Here is a 15,428-nt window from a genome sequence, read left to right on the forward strand (position 1 = left end):
CCCTCGACGGCGGGTCGCTCGGTCCTCATCCGATGGCCTCCCTCGTGTTGCGTCCGTCGATGCCGTCCAGCACGCCGAACGCCGGCGGGACCGGCTCGTTGGCGACGTACAGGCGCTCGGCCACGCGGCGCGGCAGCGGCAGATGCTCGAAGGTGCCGCGCACACGGTGGTCGTGGCCGAGCGGGTGCGGCACGAAGCGGGAGACCGTCGAGATCCTGAACTGCTCGCGGCCGTGCGAGACCAGCAGGGCGATCTCGGTGACCTTGCGCGAGCCGTCGGCGTGCCGGGTGAGCTGGACGAGGACGTCGACAGCCGAGTTGATCTGGTCCTTGAGCGCCTCGAACGGGATCTGCACCTCGGACATGGACCCGAGGGTCTGCAGACGCATGAGGGCGTCCTCGGCGGCGTTCGCGTGGACGGTGGCGAGCGAGCCGTCGTGGCCGGTCGACATGGCCTGGAGCATGTCGAGGGTCTCGCCGCCCCGGACCTCGCCGACGATGATGCGGTCGGGGCGCATGCGCAGGGAGTTGCGGACGAGGTCGCGGATGGTGATCTGGCCCTTGCCCTCGACGTTCGGGGGCCGCGATTCGAGGCGGATCACATGGTCCTGCTGGAGCTGGAGTTCCGCCGAGTCCTCGATGGTGATGATGCGCTCGTGGGGTGGGATGAGGCCGGAGAGCGCGTTGAGGAGGGTGGTCTTCCCGGAGCCCGTACCGCCGCTCACGATGACGTTGAAGCGGGCGCGGACGAACGCGGACAGCAGCATCAGCATCTGTTCGTCGAGCGAGCCGAGGCCGATCAGCTCGGGCAGGGTGTAGGCGCGCGGGAAGCGGCGGATCGTGAGGGTGGCGCCGGTGAGGGACAGCGGCGGGATGATCACGTTGACGCGCTCGCCGGTGGGCAGGCGGGCGTCGACCATCGGGTTCGACTCGTCGACGCGCCGGTTCACCGTGGAGACGATGCGCTCGATGGTCTGCATGAGCTGTTCCTGCGAGGCGAAGCGCAGGGGGAGCTGCTCCACGCGCCCGGCACGCTCCACGAAGATCGCGTCGGGGCCGTTGACCATGATCTCGGTGATGGACGCGTCGGCGAGAAGGGGTTCCAGCACGCCGAGCCCGAGCGCCTCGTCGACGACGCGGCGGACCAGCTGGCTGCGTTCGGAGGAGGAGAGGACCGGGCCCTCGCGGCTGATGATGTGGCCGAGGACGCGTTCGAGACGGATCCGCCGGTCGGCCGCCGCGAGGGACGACATCTCGGCGAGGTCGATCTCTTCCAGGAGCTTCGCGCGGTAGACGGCGACGAGGCCGTCGTCGCGGGAAGGGCCGGGCTCCTCGCGGACCGTCACCCTTGATCGCAGGCTCATGTTCCGACTCAACCCCCTTCCGGGTCACGGTCGTTCGGCATGGTGGCGGTGCGCCGTACGTCCCACCGGTCGTCCAGGAACGGGACGAGGACCGGGACGTGCACGGTGACGGTGGCGGTGGTCGTGTCGCCGCCTCCGCCTCCGGCGTCGATGTCCGCGTCGAGCCAGCCACTCATCGCGGCCTGCCCTGCGCCGGTGCCGTCGCCGCCCTGCGACTGCACGCGGGCGGCGGCCCTGGCACCGGAACCGGCCTGGTTCGCGCTGTAGCCGACGAGGCCGAGCTGGATGGCGGCCATGCCGATGAGGAGGAGGAAGGGCAGGAACCCGGCGAACTCGAGGATGGAGACACCTCGGTCGTCGGTGCGCAGGCCGCGGCGGGGGCCGTTTTCCGTCCGCGAGCGCCGGGGGCCGCTCTCCGTCGGCGGGCACCGGGGGCCGCTCTCCGTCCGCGGGCACCGGGGGCCGCCGATTCCCGTACGCGCCCGCCGCCCGTGCCCGCGCCGGAGACGGCCCTTTGCGCCCAGGAGCCGGCCCATCACGGCGTGCCCCCCTGGTCGTCCTCCCTCGCGGCGCCCGCCTCGCCCTTGACGGTCCACCCGGCGTCGATCCCGGGGAAGAACACCGGCACCTCGAGCTGCACGGTCGCCTTCATCACCGATCCGTCGGGTCCGCAGGTGATGGCGGCGCCCTGCCACGCGCCGGGCAGATTCTTCTCGCCCGCGGTCTGGCACGCGCCCGCCGTGTCGCCGCTCCCGGCCTCGGCGGAGGTCGCGGCCCTGGCCGCCTCGTCCGCCGCGTTCCCGGCGAGCGAGTACGTGTACCCGTACAGGACGCACTGCCACAGCAGGCCCATCACCACGAGCAGCAGCGGGAACATGCCCGCGAACTCCAGGGTGACCGCGCCCTTGTCGCCGCCGCGGCGGCGGGCGCGGCGGCCGGAGTCCTGCGCGGCGGCGTCGACCAGGCCGAGCTCGCCCGCGAGCCCCCACAGCGCCTGCTTCACCGTCGACCGGCTGTCGAGGTCCTGCATACGGCCCGCGTCGACCGCGCCCTGCAGCTCCTTGAACCCGGCGGGCACGCTGGCGCGCGCGACCCGGGTGCCCGTCACGCGCTCCACGAGCGACGCGGTGATCTCGGATCCGCGCGCGTGACGGTTGATGACGGTGACGGTCTCCTCGGCCTTGCGGATCTGGAGACGGTCCCACATACGGATCATGCGCTTCGCGGCGCGTACGGCGACCACGTCGGGGGTGACCAACAGGATCGCCTGGTCGGCGAGTTCGACGGCCGCCGCGTTCGCCGACCCCATCTGCGTACCGCAGTCGATGACCACGAGGTCGTAGCGGCTGCGCAGCGCCTGGACGACCTGGCGGGCCACGCGGTCGGTGACCTCCTCGCCGCGCTCGCCGTCCGACGGTGCGAGCAGGAGGCCGAGGCCGGTCTCGTGGGTGAAGACGGCGTCCTGGAGGACGCGCGGGGTGATGTCGCGGATGGCGGCGAGGTCGGCGACCGAGCGGCGGAACTGGACGTCGAGGTACGACGCGACGTCACCGGACTGGAGGTCGAGGTCGAGGAGCGCGACCGAGCGGCCCGACGCCTGTGCGGCGAGAGCGAGTTGGACGGCGGTGACGGTGGTGCCGACGCCGCCTTTCGCGCCGGTGACGGTGATGACGCGGCCGCCGGGCGTGCCGGCCGTGATCGCCAGCTCGCCGCCGGTGCCGAGGTGCCTGCGCATGCCGCCGGACCAGGACGCGGCGGCCTGCACGCGCTCGGCGAGCGCGTCGTACCCGAGGGGGAACCCGACGATGCCGCGCGCGCCCGAGTCCATCGCGGCGGTCAGCAGGGCGGGGCTCGTGTCGGCGGTGGCGAGGACGACGCCGACGGCCGGGAAGCGCAGGACGAGGTCCCGGATCAGTTCGAGGGCGGGCACGGGCCCGATCCGCTCGTGGACGAGGACGACCTCGGGCAGCTCGTCCAGCGACTCGGCGGCGAGCCGGGCGAGGGTGTCGAGGAGGGCGGTGGAGTCGGCGACGGGCGGCGTGGGCTCGGCGTCGGGCAGCTGCCCGAGCAGCGTGACCAGGGACCGGGCGGCGTCCAGGTCTCCCACCGCGGGAAGAATACGGATGCTCACAGTGCGGCTCGCCTCCTCTCTGAGTCTATTTGTCGGCTTTGCCGGTCTGCTTGTCGCTGGACTGCTTGTCGCTCGGCTACTTGTCGTGGGCTACTTGTCGCTGGACTACTTGTCCTCGTCGAGGGTGTACGAGCGGTCGCCCGGCGGGACGGCCGCGTCGCTGCCGGCGGCGACGAGGGCGAGCCGGACGTGGGTCGCGAACGACTCCGCGTACGCGACGCGCTGCGCGTCGGCGGGGTCGAGGGCGAAGGTGATCGGCACGGCCTCGCCCTGCCGGCGCCGCCCGTTGTCGCCGCCCTGTTCGTCGATGGGCGTGAGCTTGCCGACGTCCATGACCTCCGCGTTCTCGACGATGACCTTGGACTGGTCCTTGGCCTTCTCGTTGGCGGCCTTGAAGGTGGCGTAGATGTTGACCTTCGAGCCGGGCGTGATCTTCCCGGCGACCCCGGTCTCGGCGTCGATCATGATGGCGATCTCCTGCTGTCCGTCCCTGAGTTCGGGCCGGGCGACGATCATGTCGGTCTGGAGCAGGGACCCCTTCTTCAGCGTCGTGACGGCGATCTTGCCGCGGATCTGGCTGAGGCTCGTCACGGCGGTCTTCGACAGCCACCGCTCGGGCATCTCGACCTTTTCGAACCGGTCAGCGTTCAGCTCCTTGTACGGCGCGACATCGTCCTTCAGCCGGTACGCCGCGACTTCCGGGCCCACCTTCGAGTTCACGTCGCGGATCACCGAGAGCACCCCGGCGAAGGCGCCGACGGCGCACAGGGCCGAGATGACCAGCAGGATGACGCCGCGACGCTGACGTGAGTTCATGGACCGGACTACCTCGTGGGGATCTCGTCGGGGATCTCGGTGGGGAGCGTGTTGTGGATCTCGTTGTGTGGATCTAGTTGTGTGGATCTAGTTGTGGATCTCGTCGCGATTCAAGGGATCAGGGGCGGGCGGCGGGTGGCAGGGCGGCTCGGGCCGGCCCGGTGACGGGGGCCAGCGCAGTAGCGGCAGCGAGGCCGGTGGCGGGTGCGAGGGCGCTGCCGCGTCCGCCCGGTGGCTTCGCGCCCGGGGCGGGCGGATCGGCGAGCGGCGCGGCGCAGAAGCCGCAGCGGTCACCGATGAGTTCGAGTCCGCACCAGTGGCACGCCTCGCGCCGGACGGACGAGACGAGCTGGTAGAGCACGGAGATGTCGGGGATGGCGGCCGCGAACTCGGCGAGCTTTCCTGGGTTTCCGGGCTTCCCGGTGGCCCACCAGCGCCCGGACTCGGCGGGCAGCCTGGTCTCGACGGCGCCCTGCACCTGCCAGGCGGGCGCGAGCGTGCCGGTGATCCAGTCGGTGGGCTGCTGCCCGGCGGCGTAATACATACGGGTGCCGAAGGCGGGTCCGGTCAGCCGGGGCGGCTCGGGTCCGGTGAGCCGCACGAGTTCGGGCTGCGGGGTGGCGAGTACGGCGAACTGGGCTCCCGGCATCCACGACTTGGCGTGCGAGGTGAGACTGACGGGGACGCGGTCGAGCCGGGCGACGGAGCCGAGCACGGCACCCGCGTAGATGTAGTGGGCGAGGAGCCGCGCGGCGGAGGCGAGCACGCCCGGGCTGAAGTCGCACATGGTCAACTGCCGTAGCTGGAGCACGAGTACGGCGAGCCCGAGCGGCGGGAGCTCCGGCCGCAGGATGGCGATCCGGTCACTTTCCAGCATGGAACGCACAGCGTGCAGCCGGTGAACGACCAGGTCCGGCACGGAAGCCGGACACAGGACGATCACATAGCCGTGGTGCTCGATCAGGGTGTGCATCTCGACGATCGCGCGATCGAGGTCGTACGGCTCCGCCCTGCCGCCCCTGTCCTCGGTGGAGTGAAGCACGGCGGCGGACGGCGTATGCCGGTCGGCCGCGGCGAGGACCAGGTCAGGGCTGGTCACGGCTATCGCGGTCGGCACGCTCGCACACCCCCCGGTCTCTGTGCACTCCTGTCTCAGCACCATATCCGCGCATTGCCCGCTCAACACCCAACTTCCCGGTGTTCACCGGGAGGTTGCCCAGGCGGTGGGCACGGCTCGGCCAGGAACCAGTAATTCCAGAGGTCTTGACAACCCAAATGGTCTGGACCAGTTTGTAGAACCGACAACTGCCCCTCCCCCCACATCTGAACCGGAGGCAGCAATGGCACGTGCGACGACAGAACCAGCACGGAAGCGTTCATTCCTGGCGGCGGTGCTGACCACTCTCGCCCTGGCCCTCACCGGCACGGCGACGGCCACCGCGGACCCCGCCGGGGCGGACGCGGCACCCCCGGCCCACGCCGTCACCGGCTACTGGCAGAACTTCGACAACGGCGCGACCGTCCAGAAGCTCAGCGACGTGCCGGGCGACTACGACATCATCGCGGTGGCCTTCGCCGACGCGACGACGACTCCGGGCGCGGTCGACTTCACGCTCGACTCGGCCGGCCTCGGCGGCTACACGGAGGACGCGTTCAAGGCGGACATCAAGGCGAAGCAGGCCGCCGGAAAGTCGGTCGTCATCTCGATCGGCGGCCAGAACGGCACCGTCTCCATCAACGACTCGAATTCCGCGACGAACTTCGCGAACTCCGTCTACTCGCTCATGCAGGAATTCGGCTTCAACGGCGTCGACATCGACCTCGAGAACGGCCTGAATTCGACGTACATGTCGCAGGCGCTGAAGTCCCTTGCGGCAAAGGCGGGTTCGGACTTCGTCCTGACAATGGCCCCGCAGACGATAGACATGCAGTCGACGTCGGCCGAGTACTTCAAGACCGCACTCGCCGTGAAGGACATCCTCACTGTCGTCAACATGCAGTACTACAACAGCGGTTCGATGCTCGGCTGCGACGGCAAGGTCTACAGCCAGGGCTCGGTCGACTTCCTGACCGCGCTCGCCTGCATCCAGCTGGAGGGCGGACTGGCCCCGTCCCAGGTGGGCCTGGGAGTCCCGGCCTCCACCAGCGCGGCGGGCAGCGGCTACGTGTCCCCGTCCGTGGTCAACGCGGCCCTGGACTGCCTGACGAAGAGTGCGAACTGCGGCTCCTTCACACCGCCGAAGACCTACCCCGGCCTGCGCGGCGCGATGACGTGGTCGACGAACTGGGACGCGTCGACGGGCAACGGCTGGTCCTCGACGGTGGGCCCGCACGTGCACGGCCTCTGAGCCCCGCCCCCTGACCCCTGCCCCTCCCCCTCAACGCCCGGAATCCCCCTCAAAATCCGCAGCGCCGCCGCTCCCCCGGCGGCGCTGCCGTGCATCCCGAATTCAGTCGACGCCACCCACATTCCATGGCGCATCCCCTTCGAGCTTCCGTACTGGCACCAGGCCGGTGAGCAACCTTGGATTCCGCCTCGCTCTGAACTCACTGGTGGGGCGGCGGGCGAGGACTTCGGTCGTTCCGGCAGAATCGCGTCACGCCCGCGCGCCGTGCAGGCGCGCAAGGGCGGGGGTTGGTCATGAAGAAGACTGTCGGCGGGGTCGTGTTGGGTGCCGTCATTGTCGGGGCCGGGGTGTGGGGTGTTCTCGGGCCGAGCGGCGGTCGGGAGGCCCGGGCCGCATCGCCGGCCGCCTTCAAGCTGTGGGCCGGGGCCGCCCATGCCGCCGTCACACGTGAGGGCGGGACCGCCACCTTCAATCAGCGCAACGGCAACGGAGTCTCGGGCGCTCACCAGCTCGGCCTGCGCAAGGGCGGCCACGCCACCATCCGCATCCGCGATCTCGACCAGTCCCCCGAGAAGGCCGCGATGCTTGAGGGCCGTACGTATTCACTGACCTTCGCCTGCGCCGGTTCGGGCAAGTTCACCGTCCACGCCGTCGGCGCGAAGGCCATCCGGCGGGACATGTACTGCACGCCGGTCAAGAAGGTCGAGACCGTCACCCTCAATCATCTTGAAGGCAGTCGCAAAGGCGGACACCGGTGGGACGGGCGCATGGACCTGACCATCACCACCCACGGCGTGCAGGGCGTCCTCTCCTGGCACGCCGCCCAGATGTTCATCCCGAGCTGACGCCGCCACACGCGCGACCGTGCTCCCTCACCACGCGGGCGCACCCGTCAGCCAAAGAGGTCCCGGGCCCGGCGGGCGACCTCCTCCGGGGTCAGGTCCTCCAGGTGCGTGAGGAAGACCCAGACGTGCCCGAAGGGGTCCCGCAGTATGGCCGTGCGGTCACCGTGGAACTGGTTGGCCGGCGGCTGCAGCAGCTCCGCACCGGCCGCCACGGCCCGCTCCGCGAGCGCATCGACATCATCGACGAAAACGTGCAGCCCCACGGTGGTTCCGCCGGTGGCGGTCGGCGCGCGGAACACCGGCCCCTCGGCGTCACCCAGCATGATCGTCGACCCTGCGACGCCGACCTCGGCGTGCACGACCCGACCGCCCGGGCCGTCGATACGGAACAGCTCTACCGCTCCGAACGCCTCGGCGTAGAAGTCGATCGCGGCAGCAGCGCCGTCAATCATGATGTGGGCGACCACGGCGTTGCGGTAGGTCTCGGGAACGGGGTTCGTGGGCATGGGAACTGCCTCCTCGGTCGGCTTCTGCGATCACCATGAACGTAGAAGCTGAACCTTGCTTGAGGTCAAGAGCCCGCATCGCCGTACGCCGACGCCGTGCTCGTGCGCGGCAGCGTCGCCCACATGCGCGTACCGCCTCCCGGCTCGCGGGCCGGGCCGTAACCCCAGTCGCCTCCGCACGTGCGCGTGACACAGGCCAGCAGACGCAGCGCCGCCCGGCGCCGGGCCTCGCAGGCCGCGACGACCCGGGCGTTCGTGTGGCGTGGGTGGCTGTCGTACGTGATCAGGCGCAGCGCGTCCTCGCGGTAGCGCAGCGATACGTAGATCTCGGGCGAGGCCGTGAATTGGCAGGCCGCGGCGGTCAGTTCGGCGATCGCCTGGAGCGCCGCGTCCAGGATGTCGCGCAATCCGTGCGCGCCGAGCAACGTCCGGGTCGTTGCGCGCGCCATCGCGGGTGACGTGAGCGTGGAGGGGAGGGTGAGGCTGTACGTGAGGTTCTCGGGCGTGGGGGCCGTGCGGTCCGCGTGCGCGGAGCAGGCGGAAAGGGTGACCGGCATGGCGAACTCCCTTGTGGGGTGGAGTGGGCAACAGTCGGTGGCTCGTCTCCCTGACGCGAACCCGACCCTTCCAGGGAGGAAGCGTGCGGGCAGGCTCGCGCGATGCACTGCCAACTGCCGTGTGTAGCTTTTGCGTTACTCAACGTAGAGCATTCGGGGCCTAATTAGCCCCCCGACTGTGAAACTTGCGCCCGATCGTGGCTCGGTCGCACAGGCACGCGGCAGACTGCTCGCGTGGGCCCACGAAAGGATCGGCATGGCAGCAAGGACGTCTCCCACCGAGCGCCAGAAGCGTCTCGGGACCGAAGTGCGACGGATGCGCACGTCAGCCGATGTCTCCGCCGAGTACGCAGCCGGGCTGCTTGGGGTCGACCGCGGGAAGATCTCCCACATCGAGTCCGGTGTCCGGGCCATCAGCCCCGAGCGGGTACGAACCCTCGCCTGCAACTGCGATTGCCGCAACGAGGGTTACGTTGACGCGCTGGCGCAGATGGCCCAGCCGGGCCAGCGCGGATGGTGGGATCGATACCGGGGTTCCCTGCCTCAAGGTCTCTTGGACATCGCCGAGTTGGAGGCGCACGCCGTGCGCATGCGGGCCGCCTACTCCATGCACATCCCGGGGCTGCTCCAGACTTCCGACCACGCACTCGCGGTGTTCCGTGTCGTGATTCCGCAGTTGCCCCAGCACGAGGTCGCTCTGCGTCTCGCGCACCGCGTGGAGCGACAGCAGGTCCTGGAAGGTGACGACCCGACCCCGTTCACTGCCATCGTGCACGAGGCAGCGCTCCGCATGCAGTTCGGTGGCCGGGAGACTGCCCGCGCCCAGCTCGACCATCTCGTCCAGCGCGCCGGTCAGGAGAACATCACCGTGCGGGTCATTCCGTTCGAGGCAGGCGCCTTCCCCGGCGCCGGACAGACCGTCCTCTACGCGGAGGGGCCCGTGCCCCAGCTCGACACCGTTCAGGTCGACACCACCCACGGCCCGGACTTCCTGCACGCCGAGGGGCAACTGGGGAAGTACAGGGCCCACTTGGACTGGATGGAGAACATCGCCCTGGCGCCCGACGCCTCGCGCGACTTCATCCGCAAAATCGCAGACAACCTTTGAGGGGACACCGCATGTCCGAGATCACCTGGGAAGACCCCTTCTGCGGCGAGGGGAACTCCTGCTTCCGCCTAGGTACCGACCCCGACGGCAACGCCTACATCACCGTCGCCGGGGACGAAGAAACGTATCTCACCGACTCCCGCGAAGCGCTCCGCGCGATGATCCTGGACATCAAGGCCGGCAAGGCGGACCACCTCCTCTGATAGACCGGCGGCGATTGGAGCATTTGGGCCACCCCTCCCCCCGCCACCGAGGCAGTCCACTGGCCGAAATCCTCCAATCACCCGAGGAGAATCCACGTGCCGACCATCACCTGGGACGACCCCTTCTGCGGCGAGGGCGCGAACTGCTTCCGCCTAGGCACCGACCCCGACGGCAACGCCTACATCACCGTCGCCGGAGCCGAAGAAACGTATCTCACCGACTCCCGCGAAGCGCTCCGCGCGCTCATCCTCGGCATCAAGGCCGGCGAAGCCGATCACCTGCTCTGATCCGGCTCCGTCACTCGCAACGTGGCGCCCGCGTCCGCGTGGCGGCCCGCCCGTACCGCGCCCGCCGCGCACACGGACGTCGCCGCCAGCAGCGTCCATTCCAGGGTCCCCATCCAGCCCGGGACCAGGTCATACGTCGTGCCGTCCGCGTAGACGCACGTCGTCTGCGCGGGGAACGGTGTGCGGTGGACCGACTGTGCCCGTTCGTAGATGCCCGTGGTGAACGCCGAGCACGTCTGGAGTGGGTCGCTCTTCGGGGAGCCCGTGGTGAAGAACGCGAGAGCGTAGACCGCGGCCAGTGCGGCGGCGCCGGTGATCGCCAGCTTGCTCAGGCGGGGCGCCGCCTTCGCGCCGCGGATGCCGGTGAGTTCCAGGGCGAGCGCGCCCAGGCCGGACACGGTCAGCACCACGAACGCCGCCCAGAAGATCCAGACGAGTGCGCCCGCGCTGGAGAGGGTCGTGCCGTCCTCGTACACGCAGCTCACGTCGGGCGGGAAGCTGCTCTCCTCCAGGCGGAAACTGCCACCCGGGCCGATCATTCCCTGGGCGCACCGCTCGTCCTGCTCGGAGATCCCGGTGACGAGCCAGGACACCATCCACACGACGAACGTGGCCCCGAGGGCAGCCCCGAAGACTCCCCACAACCGGTCGGCGTCACGCTGCGATGCACGTATGTTCGGCATGACGCGGGAGCCTAGCCCGCGCCCGGAGAGAACTCAGAAGAAGTCCGCCCAAGGCTGGTCCCGGATTTGTTGGGCGCACAGGACTACGAAGAGCAGGCCCGCCACCGTCAGCATTCCGTTGCTCAGCCAGCTGTTGCGCCATTCTCGGGGCGTGCGGGAGGAGTTGAGGAGCCAGATCAGGGTCAGGGCCAGGAAGGGCATGAAGGCTGCGCCCAGTACGCCGTAGAGGATGATCAGGCGGAATGGCTGCCCCTGGAAGAGGAGGACGATCGGGGGGAAGGTGAGCCAGAGAAGGTAGGCGCGGAACGGCCACCCCTTCTCGCGTCGGCCCGTCGCCACGTCCTCCCCCGTCACCGCCACCCGGTCCGCGCGGACGCGTGTGCGGCGGTAGCGCTCCACGAAGTCCGCGAACATCAGGCTCACCCCGTGCCACACGCCGATCAGGGACGTGAACGACGTGGCGAAGAAGCCGACGAGGAAGAGCTTGGCCGTCGCGGTGCCGTATTGGGTCTGCAGGATCGCCGTCAGGTCGATCAGGCCCTTGTCGCCCGCCGCGATGGACGTGTGTGAGGCGTGGAGGAGTTCCGCTCCTACGAACAGCATCGCCACTACGAAGATGCCCGTCGTGATGTACGCGACCCGGTTGTCCAGGCGCATGACCTTCATCCAGCCCGCGTTCGTCCAGCCCTTCGCGTTGACCCAATAGCCGTACGCCGCGAGCGTGATGGTGCCGCCGACGCCGCCGATCAGGCCCAGCGTGTTGAGGACCGAGTCCTTCTCGTCGGGCAGGACCGGGAGCAGGCCCGCGAAGGCGTCGCCGAGGTGCGGTGTCACCCGGATCGCCAGGTAGACCGTCACGACGAACATGACGCCCACCAGGACCGTCATGACCTTCTCGAACACCGCGTACTTGTTGAACCAGACGAAGACCAGGCCGACCAGACCGCAGATGATCGCCCACGGCTTGATCGACCACGCGGCGGGGAACAGGTCGGGGAACAGCGCCTGGAGCGGGAGCGCGCTCGACGACATCGCCGCCGCGCCGTACACGAAGCCCCAGACGACGACGTAGACCACGAAGAAGTACGTCGTCCAGCGGCCGAGGCTCGCCCAGCCGTCGAACAGGGTGCGGCCCGTCGACAGGTGCCAGCGGCCCGCCGCCTCCGCCAGGCTGATCTTGACCAGGCAGCCGATCACCGCCGCCCACAGCAGGGTGTAGCCGAAGTTGCTGCCCGCGATCAGGGTGGCGACCAGGTCGCCGGCGCCGACGCCCGTCGCGGCGACGACTATTCCCGGGCCGATGTACTTCCAACTCGACTTGCGGGGCTGTGTGTTGAGATGCGCGGTGCCGGTACCCGTTCCTGTGTTGCCCGTGGTGTCCGCCATACCGTCAAGGAAGCGTAAAGCGCGGCAGGGGGCAAGGGGGCTTGCCGGAACTTGTGCCGGTCAGTCCTCGAAGTACGCGTCCAGGACCCTGTCGAGCTCGTCCGCCCACTCCTGGGCGCGCGCCTTGTTCGGTGCCTCCACGTCGTTCGGGTACCAGCGGCTGTCCGGGGTGTGGACCGTGACGGTGAGGCGGCGCCGGGAGGTGCCGACCTCGACCGCGCCGATCTCGTCCCAGTGGAACTCGGCTTCCTGGTCGTCGAGTTGGAGGCGTACGCCGGTCGCGTCCGCGGTGATCGAGCCGCGGCGGTCGGAGGCGGTGAAGTCCGGGCCCGCCGTGTCGGCGGACGGTGCGTCGGCCGGGGCGTCGGCCACGTCCTCGGCGGGCTCCGGTTCCGGCTCCGGTTCCGGCTCCGCGTCCAGCTCCTCCGCCGGTTCCGACGGTTCCGTCGGGTCCGTCTTCTCCAGGGACAGAGCCTTCTCCTCCGTCTCCGGGGCCTGGCGCGGGGGCGTGAGGCCGGGGACGGAGGCCGGGTCGGCTCCGGCGGCGTCTACGGGCGTGACCTTCTGAGTGTCTATGCGCTGCTCCACGGAGCGAAGTATGGCGGACGAGCCTGTGGGACGGGACCCTCAGCCCTGCGGAAGATCCGTGCGCCGCCGCACCGGGGAGAGGTGGACCGGCAGGAAGGCCAGGGCGAGGCACGCGCCGCCCGCCCAGAGTGCCGTGCGGAGCGACGTCAGTTCCGTGAGGACGCCGGAGAGGGCCGAGCCGATCGCGAGCGCCCCCATGAACATGAAGCGGAAAGTGGCGTTCATGCGGCCGAGCAGGCTGTCTTCGGTCATGCGCTGGCGCAGGCTCACACCGAGGACGTCGAGGGCGCCGATCTGGCCGGGGCTCGCGTGGAGTTCGGTGACGGCGAGGAGCGGTACGGCGACGTAGCTGACGTTCGTGCCGATCTGACTCAGCACGCTCGCGCCGAACAGGGAGCGGAAGGCGGGGGTCCGCCAGAGGCTCGGGGAATCGCCGGTCCGGGTGAGCCCATCCGCCGCCGCCTGGCGTCTGCCGGTCGTCTTCACTGCGCGCCGCCCCCTGTGTGCCGGTGAGTTCGGCGACAACAGTGCCCAAGCGAAGCACGGAGAACAAATGGATAGTCGACTGGTATTGATGGCGGCCATGAACCTCACCGCCCCGTCCCGCCGTCGCTACGGCCTTCTTGTCGGCGCCGTCGCGCTGACCGTCGCGTCGGCCGCGCTGCTTGCCGCTCATGTGTCCTTCGACGGGGACACGTTCCAGCACTGCAGGTACCTGGGGCCCTCGGCGCGGATGTACGTGACCGCGTGGGCGGGGCCCCTCTGCAGTGTGGCCGCGCTGGTGACGTGTGCGGGCGGGGTCCGGCGGCGTGGGCGTGCGTGGCCGGTCATGGTGTGCGCGGTTCTCGGCCTGTTGCTGCTGTGCGTTCAGGTCGTGGCGCTCTACTGGGTGTACGCGCCTGACCCCACGGGGGGTTACGACTGTTCCGGGCTCGCGGGCCTCAAGCGGTGAGGCGCCGGGCGGCGGAGGAATGCTCCGCCGCCCGGCGCCTCAGCAGTCGGTGCGCGGCCCGCGTCTTGGACGAAGGCAACACAGCCCCCGTCCTAGACGAAGAGGCTGATCACCGCCGCCACCGCGAAGCCCGCCACCGAGAGGACCGACTCCAGGACCGTCCAGGTCTTGAGGGTGTCGCGTTCCGAGATGCCGAAGTACTTCGCGACCATCCAGAAGCCGCCGTCGTTGACGTGCGAGGCGAAGATGGAGCCCGCCGAGATGGCCATGATGACCAGGGCCGTGAACGGCTGGGAGTAGTGGCCCGCCTCGATGAGGGGCCAGACGATGCCGGCCGTCGTGACGATCGCGACCGTGGCCGAGCCCTGGGCGACGCGCAGGACCAGGGAGATCAGGTAGGCGAGGACGAGGACGGGCAGGCCCACGTTGTTGAACGTGTCGGAGAGGGCCTGGGCGACGCCGCTGCCCTTGAGGACCGCGCCGAAGATGCCGCCCGCGCCGACCACCAGGAGGATGTTGCCGACCGGCTTCAGGGACGCCGTGGACACCGTCTCCAGGGACTTGCGGGACCAGCCGCGGCGGATGCCGAGCAGGTAGTAGGCAAGGAGCAGGGCGATCGTCAGGGCGACGAAGGGGTGGCCGAAGAACTCGATGACCGAGCGGACCGTGGAGGGGTCGAGGGCGATCGAGGAGAACGTGGCCAGGAGGATCAGGACGAGCGGGGTGCCGATGATCGTGAAGACGGTGCCGAGCGGAACGGGCTTCTCGGTCGGCTTCACGCCGGCCTTGCGCTGCTCCTCGACGAGCGCGGCCTTGGCCTCGTCGGCGGCCTCGACCATGTCCTGCGGGACGGGCACGAAGATGCGCTTGCCGATCCACGCGGACCAGACCCAGGCGGCGAGCACGGCGGGGACACCGCAGATGATGCCCATGAGGATGACCCAGCCGAGCTGGACGTGGAGCAGTCCGGCGGCGGCGACGGGGCCGGGGTGCGGCGGCAGGAACGCGTGGGTCATCGACAGGCCGGCGAGCAGCGGCATGGCGTAGACGACGATCGACTTGCCGCCGCGCTTGGCGGCCGCGTAGACGATCGGCGCGAGGACGAAGATGCCGACGTCGAAGAAGACCGGGATGCCGAAGATGAGGCCGGTCAGGCCCATGGCGAGGGGGGCGCGCTTCTCGCCGAAGAGGTTCAGGAGGCGGGACGCCAACACCTCGGCGCCGCCGGAGACTTCGAGCACCGCGCCGAGCATGGTGCCGAGTCCGATGATGATCGCCACATGGCCGAGGGTGCCGCCCATGCCGGACTCGATGAGGGAGACGGCGTCGGATTTCTGGACGGTGCCGAAGAGTTCGGTGACGGAGAGGCCGGCCGCGAGGCCGACGGCTATGGAGACCGTCAGGAGGGCCAGGAAGGGCTGGAGCCTGACCTTGATGATCAGGAAGAGCAGAAGGGCGATGCCGAGCGCGGCGCAGGTGAGCAGACCGGCGGTGCCGCCGATGATCGTCAGGAGACCGCCGGTATGAGGTGGCGCGGGGGCGGGGGCGGTCGCGGCGAGAGGCAGGAGGGACATGAGGGGGGACCTCGTAATTCCATGCGGCTTTCAGGGCAGGGGGGATCGCGGTGCGGCGCCGCGGGGACGGGCGCCGCACC

Annotated in this window: 18 protein-coding genes; 6 read left to right on the forward strand and 12 right to left on the reverse strand. The window is 69.8% G+C overall.

Annotation, left to right across the window (positions count from 1 at the left end; translation table 11 throughout):
* Positions 1-25: 25 nt before the first annotated feature.
* The 5 genes from OG456_RS13600 to OG456_RS13620 form a co-directional block, all read right to left on the reverse strand.
* Positions 26-1,363, reverse strand: coding sequence for a CpaF family protein (locus OG456_RS13600; RefSeq protein ID WP_266560672.1), 1,338 nt, complete (start codon positions 1,361-1,363; stop codon positions 26-28).
* A gap of 8 nt (positions 1,364-1,371) precedes the next feature.
* Positions 1,372-1,899 (reverse strand): TadE/TadG family type IV pilus assembly protein, encoded by a 528-nt coding sequence (locus tag OG456_RS13605; RefSeq protein ID WP_266569211.1) that lies wholly within the window; start codon positions 1,897-1,899, stop codon positions 1,372-1,374.
* On the reverse strand, positions 1,899-3,494 hold the full coding sequence (locus OG456_RS13610; RefSeq protein WP_266560674.1) for an AAA family ATPase: 1,596 nt from the start codon (positions 3,492-3,494) through the stop codon (positions 1,899-1,901). The genes OG456_RS13605 and OG456_RS13610 overlap by 1 nt, the downstream gene beginning before the upstream one ends.
* A gap of 105 nt (positions 3,495-3,599) precedes the next feature.
* On the reverse strand, positions 3,600-4,310 hold the full coding sequence (gene cpaB / locus OG456_RS13615) for a Flp pilus assembly protein CpaB (RefSeq protein WP_266560676.1): 711 nt from the start codon (positions 4,308-4,310) through the stop codon (positions 3,600-3,602).
* Between the two features lie 118 nt (positions 4,311-4,428).
* Positions 4,429-5,427 (reverse strand): hypothetical protein, encoded by a 999-nt coding sequence (locus tag OG456_RS13620; RefSeq protein ID WP_266560678.1) that lies wholly within the window; start codon positions 5,425-5,427, stop codon positions 4,429-4,431.
* Positions 5,428-5,650: 223 nt separating this feature from the next.
* On the opposite strand from OG456_RS13620, the gene OG456_RS13625 reads away from it, so the two are divergent.
* Positions 5,651-6,658, forward strand: coding sequence for a chitinase (locus tag OG456_RS13625; protein ID WP_323136327.1), 1,008 nt, complete (start codon positions 5,651-5,653; stop codon positions 6,656-6,658).
* Between the two features lie 293 nt (positions 6,659-6,951).
* Positions 6,952-7,503, forward strand: a complete 552-nt coding sequence (locus OG456_RS13630; protein ID WP_266560680.1) for a hypothetical protein — start codon at positions 6,952-6,954, stop codon at positions 7,501-7,503.
* Between the two features lie 47 nt (positions 7,504-7,550).
* Here the strand turns inward: OG456_RS13630 and OG456_RS13635 are convergent, their stop codons facing one another.
* A complete protein-coding gene (locus tag OG456_RS13635) occupies positions 7,551-8,009 on the reverse strand; it encodes a VOC family protein (protein WP_266560682.1) in 459 nt (152 codons plus the stop codon).
* A gap of 65 nt (positions 8,010-8,074) precedes the next feature.
* A complete protein-coding gene (locus OG456_RS13640; RefSeq protein ID WP_266560684.1) occupies positions 8,075-8,566 on the reverse strand; it encodes an ATP-binding protein in 492 nt (163 codons plus the stop codon).
* A 256-nt stretch (positions 8,567-8,822) separates the two neighbouring features.
* On the opposite strand from OG456_RS13640, the gene OG456_RS13645 reads away from it, so the two are divergent.
* The 3 genes from OG456_RS13645 (at position 8,823) to OG456_RS13655 (ending at position 10,165) form a co-directional block, all read left to right on the forward strand.
* Positions 8,823-9,674: a helix-turn-helix transcriptional regulator gene (locus OG456_RS13645; protein ID WP_266560686.1), complete on the forward strand. Its 852-nt coding sequence runs from the start codon at positions 8,823-8,825 to the stop codon at positions 9,672-9,674.
* A gap of 11 nt (positions 9,675-9,685) precedes the next feature.
* On the forward strand, positions 9,686-9,877 hold the full coding sequence (locus OG456_RS13650) for a hypothetical protein (RefSeq protein WP_266560688.1): 192 nt from the start codon (positions 9,686-9,688) through the stop codon (positions 9,875-9,877).
* 96 nt (positions 9,878-9,973) lie between these two features.
* Positions 9,974-10,165, forward strand: coding sequence for a hypothetical protein (locus OG456_RS13655; protein WP_266560690.1), 192 nt, complete (start codon positions 9,974-9,976; stop codon positions 10,163-10,165).
* On the opposite strand, the gene OG456_RS13660 is transcribed toward OG456_RS13655, so the two are convergent.
* From OG456_RS13660 to OG456_RS50495, 4 genes are read right to left on the reverse strand one after another with little or no spacing between them, the layout of a single operon-like run.
* Positions 10,153-10,848 carry a hypothetical protein gene (locus tag OG456_RS13660; RefSeq protein WP_266560692.1) on the reverse strand — a complete coding sequence of 232 codons (696 nt, stop codon included), beginning with the start codon at positions 10,846-10,848 and terminating at the stop codon, positions 10,153-10,155. The genes OG456_RS13655 and OG456_RS13660 overlap by 13 nt on opposite strands.
* Positions 10,849-10,881: 33 nt before the next feature.
* Positions 10,882-12,234: an Nramp family divalent metal transporter gene (locus OG456_RS13665; protein ID WP_266560694.1), complete on the reverse strand. Its 1,353-nt coding sequence runs from the start codon at positions 12,232-12,234 to the stop codon at positions 10,882-10,884.
* 60 nt (positions 12,235-12,294) lie between these two features.
* Positions 12,295-12,822 carry a hypothetical protein gene (locus OG456_RS13670; protein WP_266560696.1) on the reverse strand — a complete coding sequence of 176 codons (528 nt, stop codon included), beginning with the start codon at positions 12,820-12,822 and terminating at the stop codon, positions 12,295-12,297.
* Positions 12,823-12,861: 39 nt separating this feature from the next.
* On the reverse strand, positions 12,862-13,308 hold the full coding sequence (locus tag OG456_RS50495; protein WP_323136328.1) for a hypothetical protein: 447 nt from the start codon (positions 13,306-13,308) through the stop codon (positions 12,862-12,864).
* Between the two features lie 67 nt (positions 13,309-13,375).
* Here OG456_RS50495 and OG456_RS13680 point away from each other — a divergent pair, with 67 nt between their 5' ends.
* Positions 13,376-13,774, forward strand: coding sequence for a hypothetical protein (locus OG456_RS13680; RefSeq protein WP_266560698.1), 399 nt, complete (start codon positions 13,376-13,378; stop codon positions 13,772-13,774).
* Positions 13,775-13,866: 92 nt separating this feature from the next.
* Here OG456_RS13680 and OG456_RS13685 read toward each other — a convergent pair whose 3' ends face one another.
* Positions 13,867-15,348, reverse strand: a complete 1,482-nt coding sequence (locus tag OG456_RS13685) for a GntP family permease (protein WP_266560700.1) — start codon at positions 15,346-15,348, stop codon at positions 13,867-13,869.
* Positions 15,349-15,428: the final 80 nt, after the last annotated feature.

It is taken from the genome of Streptomyces sp. NBC_01446, assembly GCF_026340095.1.
Classification (GTDB): domain Bacteria; phylum Actinomycetota; class Actinomycetes; order Streptomycetales; family Streptomycetaceae; genus Streptomyces; species Streptomyces aureus.